Origin of the sequence: Arthrobacter sp. 3Tela_A (assembly GCF_049311025.1) — a bacterium.
GTDB lineage: Bacteria > Actinomycetota > Actinomycetes > Actinomycetales > Micrococcaceae > Arthrobacter_B.
Genome location: NZ_JAXIOM010000049.1, coordinates 1 through 16355, shown reverse-complemented (window position 1 = coordinate 16355; position 16355 = coordinate 1). Strand labels below are relative to the sequence as shown.

18 protein-coding genes are annotated in these 16355 nt (G+C 66.0%); 16 read left to right on the top strand and 2 right to left on the bottom strand.

The window, feature by feature from the left end; genetic code table 11:
- Window positions 1-52 precede the first annotated feature (52 nt).
- The 6 genes from glp to TVC13_RS13690 are packed head-to-tail and all read left to right on the top strand — an operon-like array spanning window position 53 to window position 4032.
- Window positions 53-1300 carry a gephyrin-like molybdotransferase Glp gene (gene glp / locus TVC13_RS13715; RefSeq protein WP_422401744.1) on the top strand — a complete coding sequence of 416 codons (1248 nt, stop codon included), beginning with the start codon at window positions 53-55 and terminating at the stop codon, window positions 1298-1300.
- 41 nt (window positions 1301-1341) lie between these two features.
- A complete protein-coding gene (gene moaC / locus TVC13_RS13710; protein ID WP_422401743.1) occupies window positions 1342-1836 on the top strand; it encodes a cyclic pyranopterin monophosphate synthase MoaC in 495 nt (164 codons plus the stop codon).
- Window positions 1833-2330 carry a MogA/MoaB family molybdenum cofactor biosynthesis protein gene (locus TVC13_RS13705; RefSeq protein ID WP_422401742.1) on the top strand — a complete coding sequence of 166 codons (498 nt, stop codon included), beginning with the start codon at window positions 1833-1835 and terminating at the stop codon, window positions 2328-2330. The genes moaC and TVC13_RS13705 overlap by 4 nt, the downstream gene beginning before the upstream one ends.
- The gene (locus TVC13_RS13700; protein ID WP_422401741.1) at window positions 2320-2760 is read left to right on the top strand and encodes a molybdenum cofactor biosynthesis protein MoaE; all 441 of its coding nucleotides are present in this window, start codon (window positions 2320-2322) and stop codon (window positions 2758-2760) included. The genes TVC13_RS13705 and TVC13_RS13700 overlap by 11 nt, the downstream gene beginning before the upstream one ends.
- Window positions 2761-2776: 16 nt before the next feature.
- A complete protein-coding gene (gene dapB / locus TVC13_RS13695) occupies window positions 2777-3535 on the top strand; it encodes a 4-hydroxy-tetrahydrodipicolinate reductase (protein WP_422401740.1) in 759 nt (252 codons plus the stop codon).
- A gap of 11 nt (window positions 3536-3546) precedes the next feature.
- The gene (locus TVC13_RS13690) at window positions 3547-4032 is read left to right on the top strand and encodes a hypothetical protein (protein ID WP_422401739.1); all 486 of its coding nucleotides are present in this window, start codon (window positions 3547-3549) and stop codon (window positions 4030-4032) included.
- Between the two features lie 36 nt (window positions 4033-4068).
- Here the strand turns inward: TVC13_RS13690 and TVC13_RS13685 are convergent, their stop codons facing one another.
- Window positions 4069-5241 (bottom strand): heparan-alpha-glucosaminide N-acetyltransferase domain-containing protein, encoded by a 1173-nt coding sequence (locus tag TVC13_RS13685; RefSeq protein ID WP_422401738.1) that lies wholly within the window; start codon window positions 5239-5241, stop codon window positions 4069-4071.
- 90 nt (window positions 5242-5331) lie between these two features.
- Between TVC13_RS13685 and dapA the strand changes: the two genes are divergently transcribed.
- The 6 genes from dapA to TVC13_RS13655 all read left to right on the top strand — a co-directional run bounded on the left by dapA (window position 5332) and on the right by TVC13_RS13655 (window position 12591).
- Entirely contained in the window at window positions 5332-6252 is a 921-nt protein-coding gene (dapA, locus tag TVC13_RS13680) for a 4-hydroxy-tetrahydrodipicolinate synthase (RefSeq protein WP_152228470.1), read from the top strand.
- 5 nt (window positions 6253-6257) lie between these two features.
- A complete protein-coding gene (locus tag TVC13_RS13675) occupies window positions 6258-7949 on the top strand; it encodes a ribonuclease J (RefSeq protein ID WP_422401737.1) in 1692 nt (563 codons plus the stop codon).
- Between the two features lie 109 nt (window positions 7950-8058).
- Window positions 8059-10908: a DNA translocase FtsK 4TM domain-containing protein gene (locus tag TVC13_RS13670; protein ID WP_422401736.1), complete on the top strand. Its 2850-nt coding sequence runs from the start codon at window positions 8059-8061 to the stop codon at window positions 10906-10908.
- A gap of 19 nt (window positions 10909-10927) precedes the next feature.
- Window positions 10928-11533, top strand: a complete 606-nt coding sequence (pgsA, locus tag TVC13_RS13665) for a CDP-diacylglycerol--glycerol-3-phosphate 3-phosphatidyltransferase (RefSeq protein WP_325791731.1) — start codon at window positions 10928-10930, stop codon at window positions 11531-11533.
- Entirely contained in the window at window positions 11530-12003 is a 474-nt protein-coding gene (locus TVC13_RS13660; protein ID WP_422401735.1) for a CinA family protein, read from the top strand. Before pgsA ends, TVC13_RS13660 begins: the two co-directional genes overlap by 4 nt.
- A 162-nt stretch (window positions 12004-12165) precedes the next feature.
- Window positions 12166-12591, top strand: a complete 426-nt coding sequence (locus tag TVC13_RS13655) for a helix-turn-helix domain-containing protein (RefSeq protein WP_422401734.1) — start codon at window positions 12166-12168, stop codon at window positions 12589-12591.
- Window positions 12592-12684: 93 nt separating this feature from the next.
- Here TVC13_RS13655 and TVC13_RS13650 read toward each other — a convergent pair whose 3' ends face one another.
- Window positions 12685-13161, bottom strand: a complete 477-nt coding sequence (locus tag TVC13_RS13650; RefSeq protein WP_422401733.1) for a MarR family winged helix-turn-helix transcriptional regulator — start codon at window positions 13159-13161, stop codon at window positions 12685-12687.
- A 106-nt stretch (window positions 13162-13267) separates the two neighbouring features.
- On the opposite strand from TVC13_RS13650, the gene TVC13_RS13645 reads away from it, so the two are divergent.
- The 4 genes from TVC13_RS13645 to TVC13_RS13630 form a co-directional block, all read left to right on the top strand.
- The gene (locus TVC13_RS13645; protein ID WP_422401732.1) at window positions 13268-13492 is read left to right on the top strand and encodes a DUF3046 domain-containing protein; all 225 of its coding nucleotides are present in this window, start codon (window positions 13268-13270) and stop codon (window positions 13490-13492) included.
- Between the two features lie 210 nt (window positions 13493-13702).
- On the top strand, window positions 13703-14752 hold the full coding sequence (gene recA, locus TVC13_RS13640) for a recombinase RecA (RefSeq protein WP_422401731.1): 1050 nt from the start codon (window positions 13703-13705) through the stop codon (window positions 14750-14752).
- 9 nt (window positions 14753-14761) lie between these two features.
- A complete protein-coding gene (locus tag TVC13_RS13635) occupies window positions 14762-15337 on the top strand; it encodes a regulatory protein RecX (RefSeq protein WP_422401730.1) in 576 nt (191 codons plus the stop codon).
- A 73-nt stretch (window positions 15338-15410) separates the two neighbouring features.
- Window positions 15411-16355: coiled-coil domain-containing protein (locus TVC13_RS13630; protein ID WP_422401729.1), on the top strand; the 945-nt coding region annotated here is incomplete at its 3' end.

Genomic DNA, 16355 nt, shown 5'->3' with positions numbered 1-16355 from the left:
GGCAGCAGGCATAGACTTTCGGCAAGCGACGCCGGGATTCGAGTGGGGGAACGTGAGCAGCACAGGCAACCGGGTACGTCCCGTGGAGGAACACCAGGAAGCGGTCCGCGACCTGCTGGCACGCAGCCTGCGGCCGCGGGTCCAGGGGCGTGGGCTCACCGAAGCCGCAGGCCGGATCCTGGCAGAAGACATCACAGCCCCGCGCAGCCTGCCGCCGTTCGCGAACTCGCAGATGGACGGTTACGCCGTGCATTCCGCCGACCTCGCGGCGGCGCCGGCGGGCAGCCCCGTTGAACTTAAGGTCGCCGCCCCCATTCCCGCCGGAGCGCAGGCACCGCCCCTGGCAGCCGGCACCGCCGCCCCGATCATGACCGGCGCCATGCTCCCGGACGGTGCCGACGCCGTCGTACCCATTGAACGTTCAGAACCGGACTCTTTCTACGCTCCGCAGGACCGCGCCGGGGCGCGGGTGCGCCTGCCCGCCGGTGTGCCGGCCGGAGAGTTTGTCCGCGCAGCAGGCAGTGACATCCCTGCCGGAACCCCCGCCCTGGCCAAGGGCACGCGTCTGGGTGCGGCCCAGCTGGGCCTGCTGGCAGCGCTTGGCATTGCCGAGGTGCCGGTGCTGGCACCGGTCCGGGTGGCCCTGCTGAGCACCGGAGACGAAGTGGTGGAGCCGGGACAGGACCTGGCCCCGGGGCAGATCCACGACGCGAACACCACCCTGCTGGCGGCCAGTCTGGCCGAAGCCGGGGCCGAGGTCATCCGTTCCCGGATCCTGGCCGATTCCCCGGCGGATTTCCGGGCTGCGCTGCGCGATGAACTCGACCAGGGCCGGGCCGATCTGGTGCTGACCTCCGGCGGGATCAGCAAGGGCGCCTACGAGGTGGTGCGCCTGGCCCTGGCAGCTGAGGGCGTGCAGTTCTTTTCGGTAGCCATGCAGCCAGGCGGTCCTCAGGGCCTCGGTGCCGTCGACGGCGTTCCCCTCCTGGGGTTTCCCGGCAATCCGGTGAGTGCACTGGTCTCCTTTGAGGTCTTCCTCCGCCCGGCCCTTACGGCACTGACCGGTCTGCCGCTGCCTCGGCGCGCCGTCCGTGCCGTCCTGGCGGAGGCAGCCGACAGCCCGGCAGGGAAACTGCAGGTGCGGCGCGGACGTTTCCGGGAGGGCCGGGTTGAACTGATCGGGGGGCCGGGATCCCATCTGGTCCACGCCCTCGCCGAGTCGAACGCCCTGGTGCTGATTCCGGCCGGGACCGGACACCTTCCCCAAGGCGCAGAAGTGACAGTATGGCTCTTGGAATAACTGTACTTCGAGATCCAGAACACCACCGAAAGGACCCGAACATGTCCGGGGAAGAACACTCCGGGGACGCACCGGCCCTGACCCACGTCCGCGCCGACGGCACAGCCCACATGGTTGACGTTTCCGCAAAGGCGGAGACTTCCCGTGAAGCAACAGCCCAGGCTGTGCTGAACACCACGCCGGAGGTGGTGCGGCTGCTCAGCGACGGTGACCTGCCCAAGGGGGACGCCTTCGCTGTCTCCCGCGTCGCCGGCATCATGGCTGCCAAGCAGACCTCGAACCTCATTCCGCTCTGCCACCCGCTGCCCATCACCAAGGTCACCGTGGACTTCGAACCGGGGGAGAGCTCCGTGACTATGAAGGCAACGGTGAAAACCAAGGCGCTCACCGGCGTCGAAATGGAAGCCCTGACCGCCGTGACGGTGACGGCGCTGACGCTGTATGACATGGTCAAGGCCGTGGACAAGCATGCGGTGATCTCCGATGTGATGGTGCTGGCCAAGTCCGGCGGCAAGAGCGGAGACTGGAGCCTGTGAGCCGCACCGAGGCCGCACCCCGCCGCAGGGCCGCCATTCTGGTCGCTTCGACCCGCGCAGCCGCCGGAATCTACGAAGACGCCGCCGGACCGCTGCTGCAGGACTGGCTCTATGCCCACGGCTTTGACGTTGTGCTCGCCGAAGTGGTGCCGGACGGCGAGGAGGTTGGCCAGGCGCTTCGGCGCATGCTGGCCCTGGAACCGTCGGTGATCATCACCAGCGGCGGCACCGGCATCAGCCCCACCGACGCCACCCCGGAACAGACGCTTCCACTGCTGGACCGCCAGGTTCCCGGCGTCATGGAAGCGCTGCGTGCCTACGGGCTGAGCAAGACTCCCATGGCGGCCCTCACCCGCGGATATGCGGGCACAGCCGGAACGACCTTTGTACTGAACCTGCCGGGCTCGCCGTCCGGCGTCACCGACTCACTGACGGTCCTGGAACCGATTCTTGGACACATCTGCGGCCAGCTGGAGGGCATTAATGAGCACTAGCGAAGTAGTCCTGGCATCGGTCGGAAACGACGTGCTGGATACCGAAACCGCCTACGCAGCGGTCTGGACGCCGCAGGCAGGCGCGGTGGTCACCTTCAGCGGGATCGTGCGGAACCACGACGGCGGCAGGGACGTGCGCTCCCTTGGATACAGCGCCCATCCGACCGCGTCAGCCGTTATTGCCGACGTCGCTGCCCGGATCGCGGCGAAGTATGACGGCGTGCGTCTTTGGGCGGCGCACCGCACGGGACCGCTGGACATCGGAGACGCAGCACTCGTGGCTGCAGTGGCCTCCGCCCACCGCGGAACCGCCTTCGCGGCCTGTTCGGAACTGGTGGACACGGTCAAGGCCGAGGTGCCCATCTGGAAGGAACAGGAGTTCGCCGACGGGACGGTGGAGTGGGTGGGCGTCAGCGACGCCCCGGCCTGACCGGTAATCTGGAACCATGAGCAATAAACTGCCCGTCGCGGTGCTTGGAGCCACCGGACGCATGGGGTCCGAAGCCGTTCAAGCCGTGAAAGCGGCACCGGACATGGAACTGGTGGCCGCACTTGGCCGGCAGGACCCGCTGCAGACCCTGGTTTCCGCCGGCGCGCAGTACGTGGTGGACCTGACGGTCCCGGACAGCACCGAGGCCAACGTGCGCTTCGCCGTCGAACACGGCATGCATGCCGTGGTCGGCACCACCGGCTGGGACGCCGGACGACTGGAGCGCCTGGCCGCCCTGCTGGCAGAACACCCCGAAACCGGTGTGCTGATCGCGCCGAACTTCGCTCTCGGTTCCGTGCTCGCGTCGGCGTTCGCCGCCAAGGCGGCACCGTACTTTGAGTCCGTGGAAATCGTGGAGCTGCACCACCCGAACAAGGTGGACGCGCCGTCGGGCACCGCCGTCCGCACCGCTGAGCTCATGGCGGCCTCCCGCGCCGAAGCCGGCACACCGGCGTCACCGGACGCCACCGCCAAGGAGCTTCCCGGCGCGCGCGGGGCCGACGTCGAGGGCATCCGGATCCACTCGGTCCGCCTGCGCGGGCTGGTTGCACACCAGGAAGTCCTGCTGGGCGGGGAGGGCGAACAGCTCACCATCCGCCACGATTCCTACGACCGGGCGTCCTTTATGCCCGGCGTCCTGCTGGGCCTGCGCGAAGTTGCTGCGCACCCGGGCCTTACCGTCGGACTAGACGGCTACCTCAACCTGAATGCCTAAGGAAACCCCAGTTGTCCACCTTCTTTTCCGGCCTTTTCCATAACCGCGCCAAGATCGGCGTCCTGCTGGTCACGGTGCTCCTGGTTTTCTACATCCTGGTGGTCGCCCAGCGCGGCTGGCTGCTGCTGACTTCGGACGGTCTGATCACGAAGGCGATGGGAGCGGCCTATTTTGTGCTGCCCGCCGTCGGGGTCTGGGCGCTGGTCCGTGAACTGCTCTTCGGTGTCCAGACCGAGAAAATGGCCCGGATCCTCGCCGATGAAGGAGGCCTGCCCATTGATGACCTGCCGCGTACGCCTGCCGGCCGGATCATCCGGGAAGCAGCCGACGCCGAGTTCCCCAAGTACCAGGCCGAAGTGGAGGCTGAACCGGAACAGTGGCGGGCCTGGTTCCGGCTGTCCTGTGCCTACGACGCCGCGGGGGACCGCAAGCGGGCACGTTCCTCGATGCGGCAGGCCGGCAAGCTCTTCAGCGCCTCAGTTCAGCCGAGTGCCTAGTACAGCCGAGTGCCTAGTACAACCGAGTAGTTCGGCCTAGCTGCGGTTGCCCGTCAGCTTGCCATCCCGTGCCAGCCGCGAGGCACCCGACGCCAGCGTTTCCAGCGGTCCGCGCGAACCCAGCTTGAAGAACGCGATCCCGATTAGCACGGCAGCCAGTGCCTGGAGCCAAAACACCCACGAGGGATCCAGTGCCGGCTCCTGGGCATCGACCAGTGCCATGACCCAGATGTGCATGCTGTAGAGCGTGAGCGTCATGGCTCCCGCGGCGGAAAGCGGCAGCAACAGGTTCGGGCGTGCCCGGGTCAGCAGCAGGCAGACCCCGACGACGGCCGCTGCCGTCCCGCAGGTGTGCAGCAGATCCAGTGTGGTGCCCGAATGCGGTGCGCTGACTGCCAGCCACCACCAGGAGCCGGACTGCTCCACGCCGGTCAGGTTGACCTCGAGCATCCGTCCGATGGGCCACCGCTGGCCTGAATCGGTAGCGAGGATCTCCGCGAATCCTCCCGCGTCAATGAGCAGGTAGGCGCTCACGAACTTCGAGAACAGCGCCGCGAAGATGCCGCCGAAGACCAGCCCGGCCTGAACGGCGAGGGAACGCAGGTCCAGCCGGCCGATGACCATTCCTACCAGCAGATAGCTCAGCCACTGGACCGTGGGGTAGAAGCCGGTGAAGAACACGTCCGCGGCCAGTGTGGCGGGTTCGGTGAAATGTTCCCAGGCGATGTTCCCGCCCACGTCCGGCGGGTTGAGGTTGTCCTGCAGCCAGGGCCGCACCAGGTACGCCAGCACGGGGGAGAAGCAGATCCAGGCACCTGCCCAGGCAGCGAGTCTGCCCAGGGACATGTTCGTAAAGGGCAGCACCATGAGGAACAGCACAGCGTAATGGAACAGGATGACCGCGATCGAGATGTCCAGCCCGCCCAGCAGCAGGCCGATCAATGCGATCACCACTGCACGGGCGGCTATGCCGCGCCGGCTGGCCCCGGGGGAGCGGCCGGTACCGGGATTCGGCCCCCCGGTCAGCAGTGCAATCCCGATGCCCGCCACGACGGCGAACAGCGCGGATGCACGCCCGGAGAATGCCAGTGCCACGAAGGTGGGTTCGCCGGTCTGCGGGTCATAGAGGGGGAAGATGTGGGTGGACATCATGCCCAGCAGCGCCACCCCGCGGGCCGCATCGATGCCCGTCAGACGCGTTCTGCTCATTGCAGAATAGTCTCACAGGCGCCGCCCGCCTTCGGCTGGCTGTGGTGTCCGTTTGTCCCAATCGCAGCTCCAACGGGTAACGTTTTACCCATGGCTGACTCTGATATTCGTTCCCGTCCGTTTGGGACCCTGGTGACCGCCATGGTCACCCCTTTCACCGCTGACGGTGAAGTTGACTTCGACGCTACTGCGTTCCTTGCCAACAAGCTGGTCGAGGACGGCTGCGACGGGCTGGTTGTTTCCGGTACCACCGGTGAAACCTCCACTCTGGAAGACAGCGAAAAAGAAGACCTGTTCCGCGTCGTGGCACAGACCGTCGGCGGCCGCGCCAAGGTCATCGCCGGAACCGGCACCAACCACACCTCGCACTCCGTCGAGATGGCACGCCGTGCCGAGCGCGCAGGAGCCGACGGCCAGCTTGTGGTGACCCCGTATTACAACAAGCCGACGCAGGCCGGCGTGATCGCCCACTTCGACGCCGTTTCGGCGGCAAGCGATCTGCCCATCATGATTTATGACATCCCGGGCCGCGCCGGGATCCCCATCGCCACTGAGACGATGTTCCGCCTCGCGGAGAACCCCAAGGTCCTGGCGCTCAAGGACGCCAAGGCCGACTTTGCCGCCGTGACCCGGGTCCTGGCCAACACGACCCTGGACGTTTACGCCGGTGACGACGGACTGACGCTGCCGTGGATGGTAGCCGGAGCGGTCGGCGTCGTCAGCGTCAGCGCCCACGTGGCGACCGGCGCTTTCCGTGCCCTCGTGGACGCGGCCGCCGCAGGAGATTTCGACAAGGCCCGCAGGATCCACTTTGAACTGGATCCGGTAGTGCGAGCCGTAATGACACACATACCAGGTGCCATTTCCGCCAAGCAGATCCTGAAGATGCAGGGAGTGATTCCCGACGCCGCTGTAAGGCTGCCGCTGGTAGCCCCCGACGCCATTGAAATGGAAGCTGTCCTGGCGGACCTGGCCGAAGCAGGATGGGACTTTTCCCAGGACAAGGCGTAACAAACATGATTGAAACCGCGGGCAACGCTCTGCAAACTCCTCCCCGCCTCAAAGACGGAACCCTACGAATCGTTCCGCTGGGAGGACTCGGAGAAATCGGCCGTAACATGGCCGTCTTCGAGATTGACGGCAAACTGCTCATCGTTGACTGCGGGGTGCTCTTCCCGGAAGAGACCCAGCCCGGCGTCGACCTCATCCTGCCGGACTTCTCCTACATCGAGGACCGGCTGGACGACGTGGTGGGCGTAGTGCTCACCCACGGCCACGAAGACCACATCGGCGCGGTTCCCTACCTGCTGCGGCTGAAGAAGGACATTCCCCTGATCGGTTCGCAGCTGACGCTGGCACTGATCGAGGCGAAGCTGCAGGAACACCGCATCAAGCCGTTCACCCTTACGGTGAAGGAAGGCCAGGTGGAGCAGTTCGGCCCGTTCGAGTGCGAGTTCGTGGCCGTCAACCACTCCATCCCGGACGCCCTTGCGGTCTTCATCCGCACCCGCGCCGGCAACGTCCTGCACACCGGTGACTTCAAGATGGACCAGCTGCCGCTGGACGGACGCATCACGGACCTGCGCGCCTTCGCCCGGCTGGGCGAAGAAGGCGTGGACCTGTACATGGCAGACTCCACCAACGCCGACGTCCCGGGCTTCACCTCCCCGGAAGGCGCGATTGGGCCGGTGCTCGAAGAGCTCTTCGGGAAGGTCAAGAAGCGCATCATCGTCGCGTCCTTCTCCTCCCACATCCACCGCGTGCAGCAGGTGCTCGACGCCGCTGCAGCCCACGGCCGCAAGGTCTGTTTCGTGGGCCGCTCCATGGTCCGCAACATGGCCATCGCGGAGAAGCTGGGCTACCTGCACGTCCCTGAGGGCATCCTGGTTGACCTGAAGAACGTGGACAACATGCCGGACCACAAGCTGGTCCTGATGTCCACCGGTTCGCAGGGTGAGCCCATGGCAGCCCTGTCCCGCATGGCCAACGGCGACCACCGGATCAGCATCGGCAAGGGCGACACCGTCATCCTGGCCTCCTCCCTGATCCCGGGCAACGAGAACGCGGTCTTCCGCGTCATCAACGGCCTGATGAAGCTCGGCGCGGACGTGGTGCACAAGGGCACCGCCAAGATCCACGTTTCCGGCCATGCCTCCGCCGGAGAGCTGCTCTACACGTACAACATCCTCAAGCCGAAGAACGCCATGCCCGTGCACGGCGAGACCCGGCACCTGATCGCCAACGGCAAGCTCGCCGCCCAGACCGGCGTCCCGGAGCAGAACATCATCCTTGCCGACGACGGCACCGTGGTGGACCTGGTGGACGGCAAGGCCCGCGTTGTTGGCGCCATCGAGTGCGGTTTCGTTTACGTGGACGGCTCCAGCGTCGGCGAGATCACCGACACTGACCTCAAGGACCGCAGGATCCTGGGTGAGGAAGGCTTCATCTCGGTGATCACCGTGGTGAACCGCAGCACCGGCACCATCGTCTCCGGTCCGGAGATCCACGCCCGCGGCTTCGCCGAAGACGACGCCGTGTTCGATGAGATCAAGCCCAAGATCAGCAAGGCGCTGGAAGAAGCCGTGACGTCCAACCGGGACCACACTGCCTACCAGCTGCAGCAGGTTGTCCGCCGCGTGGTGGGTACCTGGGTCAACCGCAGGCTGCGCCGCCGCCCGATGATCGTTCCGGTGGTCCTCGAAGCCTAGGCTCCCTGCCGATTCCTTCCCCGGATGCGTGCCGGTCCGGGGAAGGAAGAGCGCCCGTTTGGCGCGTATATTCGGGGATTTGTCCCCGCTGTCCGGTAGCGTGGCACCTATGGCGACTCGTACTTCCCCTGCCGCGCGCGGCAGTTCCTCCAGCCGGACTCCAGCCCGCGGCGGCGGGAAGTCCGCGCAGCGCGGGAAGTCTTCCAGCCGCCCCGCCGCCAAGGTCCAGCCCGAGGAAACGCTGCCGCTTCCCCTGCGGGCCATTGAGGGCGCCTGGATGGGCGTCGCCCGCATCGTTGGCGCCGGAGTCCGCAAGCTGGGCACCGACGTCGTCCCGGACCGTGAGATCCGCCGGGACGGAACCGGCTTCTTCCTCATCCTCACCGCGCTCCTCGTCGCCACCGTTGAGTGGTGGGCGCTGCGCGGCCCCGTGGCAGACATCATCCACGCCGGCGCCGCAGGCACCTTCGGCTGGATGGCCGTGGTACTGCCCTTTATGCTCCTGACCGCCTCCGTGCGGCTGTTCCGGTACCCCGAACGGCACCGCGCCAACGGCCGCATCAGCATCGGCCTGACCATCATGCTGTGCTCCGGTGCCGGCATCACACACCTGATCGGCGGTGCCCCCGCCCTCTCCGACGGGTTCGACCGGCTCTGGGTCTCCGGAGGCATCGTCGGTTTCCTGGTCGCCGGACCGCTCTCAGCTGCCATCACCGCCTGGCCGGTCATTATCCTGCTTTCCCTGCTGGTCTTTATCTCCGTCCTGATCGTCACCGCCACGCCGTTCCGGCATATTCCGCTGCGCCTGCGCGCCCTGTATGAGCACCTTATGGGACAGGACCTGGCCGCAGACGATCCCGAGGCGCACGACCAGAGCTACCTCTACGCCACGGACCGCCCGGCGAAGCAGAAGAAGGAACGCCGCTTCGGCCGTGCCCGCAAGGAAGCCGCAGAGGAACACAGCGACGGGTTCGCCGGAGACGAAGCGTTCGAAGCGGCGCTGCTGCGGGACGAGGAAGAGCGCCAGGAAGCTGCTGCCGCCGCCGAGCCGCAGGTCCCGCCGGGCGTACGCCGGCCCACCAAGTCCGAGCTGGCCACCCAGAAACTGCGCCGCGACCAGGGCCTGGAAGACGCCGAGCCGCCCACCGAAGCGATTTCCCTGGTTCCCGAGGCAGCAGCCTCCCTCGTGGCCGCGCCGCCCGTTCCTCCGGTCCCGTCCCGCCCCGTGGCCCACGTTCCGCCGTCGGCCCCCATTCCGCAGCGCACCGAACAGCTGCAGCTCTCCGGAGACGTCACCTATACGCTGCCGCCCTCGGAATTCCTGCCTTCCGGGCCGCCCGCCAAGGAGCGTTCCGAAGCCAATGACACCGTAGTCGCGGCCCTGACCCGCACCCTGGAGCAGTTCAACGTCGATGCCAAGGTCACCGGCTTCTCCCGTGGTCCGACGGTTACCCGATACGAGATTGAACTCGGCGAAGGCACCAAGGTGGAGCGCGTCACGGCGCTGTCCAAGAACATTTCCTACGCCGTCGCCAGCTCCGACGTGCGCATCCTCTCGCCGATCCCGGGCAAGTCCGCCATCGGCATCGAGATCCCGAACGCGGACAAGGAAGTCGTTGCCCTCGGTGACGTGCTGCGTTCCAACGCCGCCCGCAAGACCGAGCACCCCATGGTCATGGGCGTGGGCAAGGACGTCGAGGGCGGATTCGTCGTCGCGAACCTGGCCAAGATGCCCCACCTGCTCGTAGCCGGCGCCACCGGTGCCGGCAAGTCCTCGTTCGTGAACTCCATGATCACCTCGATCCTGATGCGCTCCACCCCGGACGAGGTCCGTATGGTCATGGTGGACCCCAAGCGCGTGGAGCTGACTGCCTATGAGGGTGTTCCGCACCTGATCACCCCCATCATCACCAACCCGAAAAAGGCCGCCGAGGCGCTCCAGTGGGTGGTCCGCGAAATGGACACCCGCTACGACGACCTGGCGAACTTCGGCTACAAGCACATCGATGACTTCAACAAGGCCGTCCGCAACGGCAAGGTCGTGCCGCCGGCGGGTTCCAAGCGTGTTCTGAAGCCTTACCCGTACCTGCTGGTGATCGTGGACGAGCTCGCCGACCTGATGATGGTTGCCCCGAGGGACGTCGAAGATTCGATCGTGCGCATCACGCAGCTGGCCCGCGCCGCCGGCATCCACCTGGTGCTGGCCACGCAGCGTCCCTCCGTCGACGTCGTCACCGGTCTGATCAAGGCCAACGTGCCCTCCCGCATGGCCTTCGCTACCTCCTCCGTGACGGACTCCCGCGTGGTCCTGGACCAGCCGGGTGCCGAGAAACTGCTGGGCCAGGGCGATGCGCTGTTCCTGCCGATGGGGTCCAACAAGCCCATCCGTGTCCAGGGCGCCTGGGTCACGGAATCGGAGATCCACCGGGTGGTGGAGCACGTCAAGAACCAGCTGCAGGCCACTTACCGCGAGGACGTCACGGTCACGGCGCCGAAGAAGCAGATCGACGACGACATCGGAGACGACCTCGACGTGCTGCTGCAGGCCACGGAACTGGTCGTCACCACGCAGTTCGGCTCCACCTCCATGCTCCAGCGCAAACTGCGGGTCGGGTTCGCCAAGGCCGGACGCCTGATGGACCTGCTCGAATCCCGCGGCGTGGTGGGCCCGTCCGAAGGCTCAAAGGCCCGCGACGTGCTGGTCAAGCCGGACGATCTGGCGGCAACCCTCGCCGCCATTCAGGGCGGGGAACCGCTGGGGGGACCGGATGCAGCGGAGGCAGCCGCGCTGGCGGATAACGCCAACGTGAACCACGGGTTCGACGCCGGGGGACCGGTGGACCTGGTGGCCCAGGACCTCGACTCACGGCCGCAGGCGCAGGATTATTACGATGGCGCTGAGGGATCCGGCGAGGATGGCGACGGCTCAGAGGACGCGTGGAACCTCACCGGACGCTGAATCCGGTTACGCTGGTTTCGTGAGCAATTCTGGAACCGAACGGGTACCCACCCTCAATATCGCCAACGTCCTGACGGTCATCCGCATCGTCATGGTGCCCCTGTTTATCTGGTTTCTTGTGGCCGACGACGGCAGGGACGGACTCTTCCGCTGGCTGGCGGTGGCAACCTTCGCGGTCGCCATCTACACCGACAAGCTCGACGGCGACCTGGCCCGCAGCCGCGGACTGATCACCGACTTCGGCAAAATCGCCGATCCCATTGCGGACAAGCTGCTGATCGGCTCCGCACTGGTGATGCTCTCCATCCTGGGTGAGCTCTGGTGGTGGGTGACCATCGTGATCCTGGTCCGGGAAATCGGCATCACCGTGATGCGCTTTGTGGTGATCCGCTACGGGGTCATGGCAGCCTCGCGAGGCGGCAAGCTCAAGACCGTTATCCAGACCTTCGCGATCTTCCTGTTCCTGCTTCCGCTCACCTCCTGGCTGGGGGACTGGGCCTGGTGGATCAGCGCCACCGTGATGGCCGCCGCCGTCGTCGTCACCGTGGTGACCGGACTGGACTATGTTGTCCAGGCGGTCAAGCTGCGCGCCGGAGCCCGCGGGAATACGGGCCGCACCGCATGAGCACCGTCCCGGAACGGATCATCGGGAACGCCGCAGCGGCCGGAAAGCGGGTAGCCGCGGCCGAATCGCTGACCGCCGGGATGGTCGCTGCTGAGCTGGGCACCGTCGCCGGCGCGTCAGCAGTACTGCAGGGCGGCGTGGTGGCGTACCAGAACAGCGTTAAGGAGCAGGTTCTGGGCGTGGACGGAGCGCTGCTGGCCTCAGCCGGCTCGGTTGATGCCCGGGTTGCCGAGGAAATGGCCGCCGGCGTACGCACTCTCCTGAATGCAGATTTTGGGGTGTCCACCACCGGTGTTGCCGGCCCGGACCCCCACGACGGCAAGGCAGTCGGCACCGTCTTCATAGGTCTCGCCGGTCCTGGCGGCGCCACCTCGTATGAATTCCACTTTGACGGGGACCGCGCGTCGATTCGGTCCCAGGCGCGCGCCGCCGCCCTTGAGCTGCTTGCCGGTCAGCTGGAGCGGACCTGAATCCGGAAAACTTCCGGTCCGGAAGCTCCTAAAGCAGCCCGGGAACAAATCTGCAGGGGCGTCAGTTGTTAGTATCAGGAACCACCAAGGTTTCCGGTTTAGGATCGTAGACATTCCGCGGTTTCCACCGCGGACGGATCGATAAGGGAGCAGGACATACACATGGTAAAGCAACCCGTGTCCGTGAACGGCGTCATTCGCTGGCGGGATGTAGGGTTGGCGGAAGATGCACACCGGGAGCCTAAGGAGCGCAAGATGGTAGTTCTACGCCACGAGATTGGTGATGTACTCCGCGACGTACGCCAGCGCCAGGGCCGTACCCTGCGTGAGGTGTCGCACAGTGCCCGGGTTTCGCTCGGTTACCTGAGCGAAGTTGAGCGGGGCCAGAAGGAAGCTTCTTCTGAACTCCTGTCTTCAATCTGCAGTGCTCTCGATGTACCTCTGTCCCTGATGCTTCGTGAGGTCAGTGACCGTGTGGCCAGTGCCGAAGGCGTTTCCATTCCAGATACTGTCCCAACGGAGTTCTCGCGCGAGTTTGCCCGCGAACTCCCGGAGGACCTGGCTCGGGACCTGGCCCGCACGCCGTAACAACCTCGGGCAGCCGGCTCTTGCTGCCCGCCCCAAGACACACCAAAAGACCCCGCCCGCAGGCGGGGTCTTTTGTATGTCTTCCGGGCCGCATCATCTGCCTGCGCCGGGGACTTCGGAGGCGTTGAGCTTGTGGAGCAGCACGCTGAGCGTATGAATGTCTTCTTCATCCCAGGAAGAGAGCAGCGAACGGAAGTGCTTCTCCCGCGCCCGCTGGGTTGTGGCCAGCTGCTCGCTGCCGGATTCAGTGAGGCTGATGGTCTGCGCGCGCCCGTCTTCGGGATCAGCCTGCTTCCGGACAAGGCCCAGGGACTCCAGCATGACGATCTGCCGGCTCACCGAGGGCTTTCCGACGCCGATGGCAGCCGCCACATCCGTCAGGCGAAGCGGGCCGCGCCGCTGAAGCAGCACCAGCAGGCCATAGGCTGCGGGCTCAAGGTCAGGGTGCACCGCCCTGGCCACACGCTGGGAAGCAGCCCGCGCCCGGCGCCACAGGACGCTCAGCTCCTGCTCGAGGTTCTCGATGGCCTGGTTCGGAGCGGGAACGGTTGCCGGCGGCTTTTCGGTCATAGAGCCTATTCTAGGCGGCGCTGCCCAGGCGTCCGGGTCTTTCGCGCTGTGGGTGAACAGGCACTGCAGGGCGCAGTGGAGCGGTTACGCGTGAGAGGATTAATTGATGCGAATCAGTGATTTCTGGCGGCTTATGGACGACGAGTTCGGTTCTTCGTATTCCCGCGTGCTTGCAGCTGACCTGGTCCTGACCGGGCTTAACGGACGGACGGCGCTGCAGGCGCTGGAGAGCGGAACTGATCCGAGGCGCGTCTGGCTGGAGGTCTGCGAGATACAGGAAGTGCCGCCGGAGCGCAGGCTTGGCAGGGACGTCAAACCCAAAGAGGCCTAGACACGCGGGGAGCCCTATTCGAATATCTGTTCGGATCCGGATATGCTCCTACACAGGGGCAGCAACTGGTCCGCCCCGCTCCGGCTGTCCACACCGGCATCTGGCCGCCACGGCAATGTCAGTGCCGTCGCATACGGTTTTCAGTGAGCAACCGACAGTCGGCCCACGGGCCGGGAACAACAGCAACAGCCACAACAACAGAGGTGAAGAATGGCCGCTCCAGACCGCGCCAAAGCACTCGAAGCAGCACTGGCCCAGATCGACAAGCAGTTCGGCAAGGGCTCGATCATGCGGCTGGGCGACGAGACCCGCGCCCCGATCGAAACGATCTCCACCAGCTCCATCGCGCTGGACATCGCCCTGGGTATTGGCGGGCTTCCCCGCGGACGCGTCGTGGAGATCTACGGACCTGAATCCTCCGGTAAGACCACCGTGGCACTGCACGCCGTGGCGAACGCGCAGAAGAACGGCGGCATTGCGGCGTTCATCGATGCCGAACACGCACTGGACCCGGAGTACGCCAAGAAGCTGGGCGTCGACACCGACGCGCTGCTGGTTTCCCAGCCGGACACCGGTGAACAGGCACTGGAGATCATGGACATGCTGGTCGGCTCCGGCTCGCTGGACATTGTGGTCATCGACTCCGTGGCAGCCCTCGTTCCCCGCGCCGAAATCGAAGGCGAAATGGGCGACAGCCACGTGGGCCTGCAGGCACGCCTGATGAGCCAGGCCCTCCGAAAGATCACCGGACGCCTGAGCCAGACCAAGACCACTGCCATCTTCATCAACCAGCTGCGTGAGAAGATCGGTGTCTTCTTCGGCAGCCCGGAGACCACCACCGGCGGCAAGGCCCTGAAGTTCTACGCTTCGGTCCGCATCGACGTCCGCCGCATCGAGACGCTGAAGGAAGGTACCAACCCGGTTGGTAACCGTACCCGGGCGAAGATCGTCAAGAACAAGATGGCCCCGCCCTTCAAGCAGGCCGAGTTCGACATCATTTACGGGCAGGGCATTTCCCGTGAAGGCGGTCTGATCGACATGGGCGTGGAGCACGGCATCGTCAAAAAGTCCGGAGCCTGGTTTACCTACGACGGAGACCAGCTGGGTCAGGGTAAGGAAAACTCCCGCCGCTTCCTCCGGGACAACCCGGAACTGGCAGACGAGATCGAACGGCGGCTGCGCGTCAAGCTCGGCGTTGACGCCCAGCCCGAAGAGCAGGCCCCTGAGGGCAAGGCCAGCGCGGCAGCGGCCGGCGCGTAGTCACCGCCAATGCAGCAGCGGCGCCGCAGCAGGCCGGGGGCGGAGGGCCAGGAAGGCCCCACCCCCGGCTCCGCGGCCGATTCAACGCCGGAGGCAGACCCCCACTCCGTTGCCCGCGCGATCATCCTGCGCCAGCTAACCAGTTCGGCAAAGAGCCGGAAACAGCTTGCCGACAAACTCGCGGAACGGGATGTACCGGAGGACGTCGCTGAGGCCGTGCTGGACCGGTTTGAAGAAGTGCAGCTGATCGACGACGCGGAGTTTGCCCGCATGTGGGTCCGGAGCCGGTCCCAGACCCGCTCTTTGGCACGGTCTGCGATCCGCAGGGAACTCGCCGGAAAGGGTATTGAGCCCGAACTGGCCGAAGAAGCCCTGGAGCAAATCAGCGCCGACGACGAAACCGAGGCAGCCAGGGATCTTGTGGAGCGGAAACTCCGCCGGGCTTCCGTTCCCGACGACGCCAAGGAACGGGACAAACTGGTCCGGCGGCTCGTTTCCATGCTCGCCCGCAAGGGCTATTCCCCCTCCCTGGGTTTCTCGGTGGTCAATGATGCCCTCGGCGCACGCCGGAACGGCGAAGCGTAACCGTCCAGACCCCAGCCCAAGGGCCCGGCAGCGGGTGCCGTATGCTGTCATCACTATGTTTACTGTGAGGCTGATGGGGCGGAAGTTGTGCACCCCTGCCCTGACTGCGGCCACCGCCGCCGGTGTGCTGACCGCCGCGTTGCTCGTCGGTGCACCGTCTGCTGCCGCCGATGAGTATCCGTCATGGGAAGACATCACGGCGGCGAAGACGAACGCGTCCGCCACCGAAGACCAGGTCCGGGAGCTCGAAGGGCACCTTGACCGCCTGTACGAGGAGGCAGGAACCCTCGGGAACGCTGCCGTATCGGCGTCCAGCCGCTATGAAGAACTCCGGTCCGAGCTGGAAGCCAGCGACGCGCGGCTGGCTGGCCTTACTGCCCAGCGCGCCGCAGCTGCAGCCCGCGCCGACGAGCTGCGAAGCCAGGTGGGAGCGCTGGCTGCCCAAACCTACAAGACGGGCGGGATGGACAGCGCAGTGCTGTTCCTCCTTGACGCTGAAGAAGGGGTCGCGCAGCTTGACCGGATCACCTCGCTGTCCCTGGTGACCGAGCGGACCTCGAGGCTCTTTGATGAAGCTGAAGCTGCCGAGCAGGCAGCGGCATCGCTGGAAGAAGCCGAGCTGGCCGAACGCGAGATCCGCGAAGACCTCGCCGCCTCAGCCCGGACCCAGTACGAGGACGCCCAGTCGGCCACAGCTGCGGCCGAGGAAGCCGTGCGCCGGCAGGAAGAACGCACAGCGGTTCTGGCCGCGCAGCTTGCTGAGCTTCGCGACACCAGCGCTGATGCGGAACTTGCCCGCCTGCAGGCCGACAGGTTGGAAGAGTCGGTCCGGCAGCAGGCTGAGGAAGCACAGCGGGCGGCTGAAAAAACGCGTCCGGACAAGTCTGAGGCAGTGATTAATCCCACAGTTCCCACGCGCCCCGCCACGCCGGAAACACCATCAGGTCCGGCTCCGGCGCCTGCTCCCGGTCCTTCGAATCCGCCCGTTGCAGCTCCCCAGCCCCCTGCTCCTGCGCCC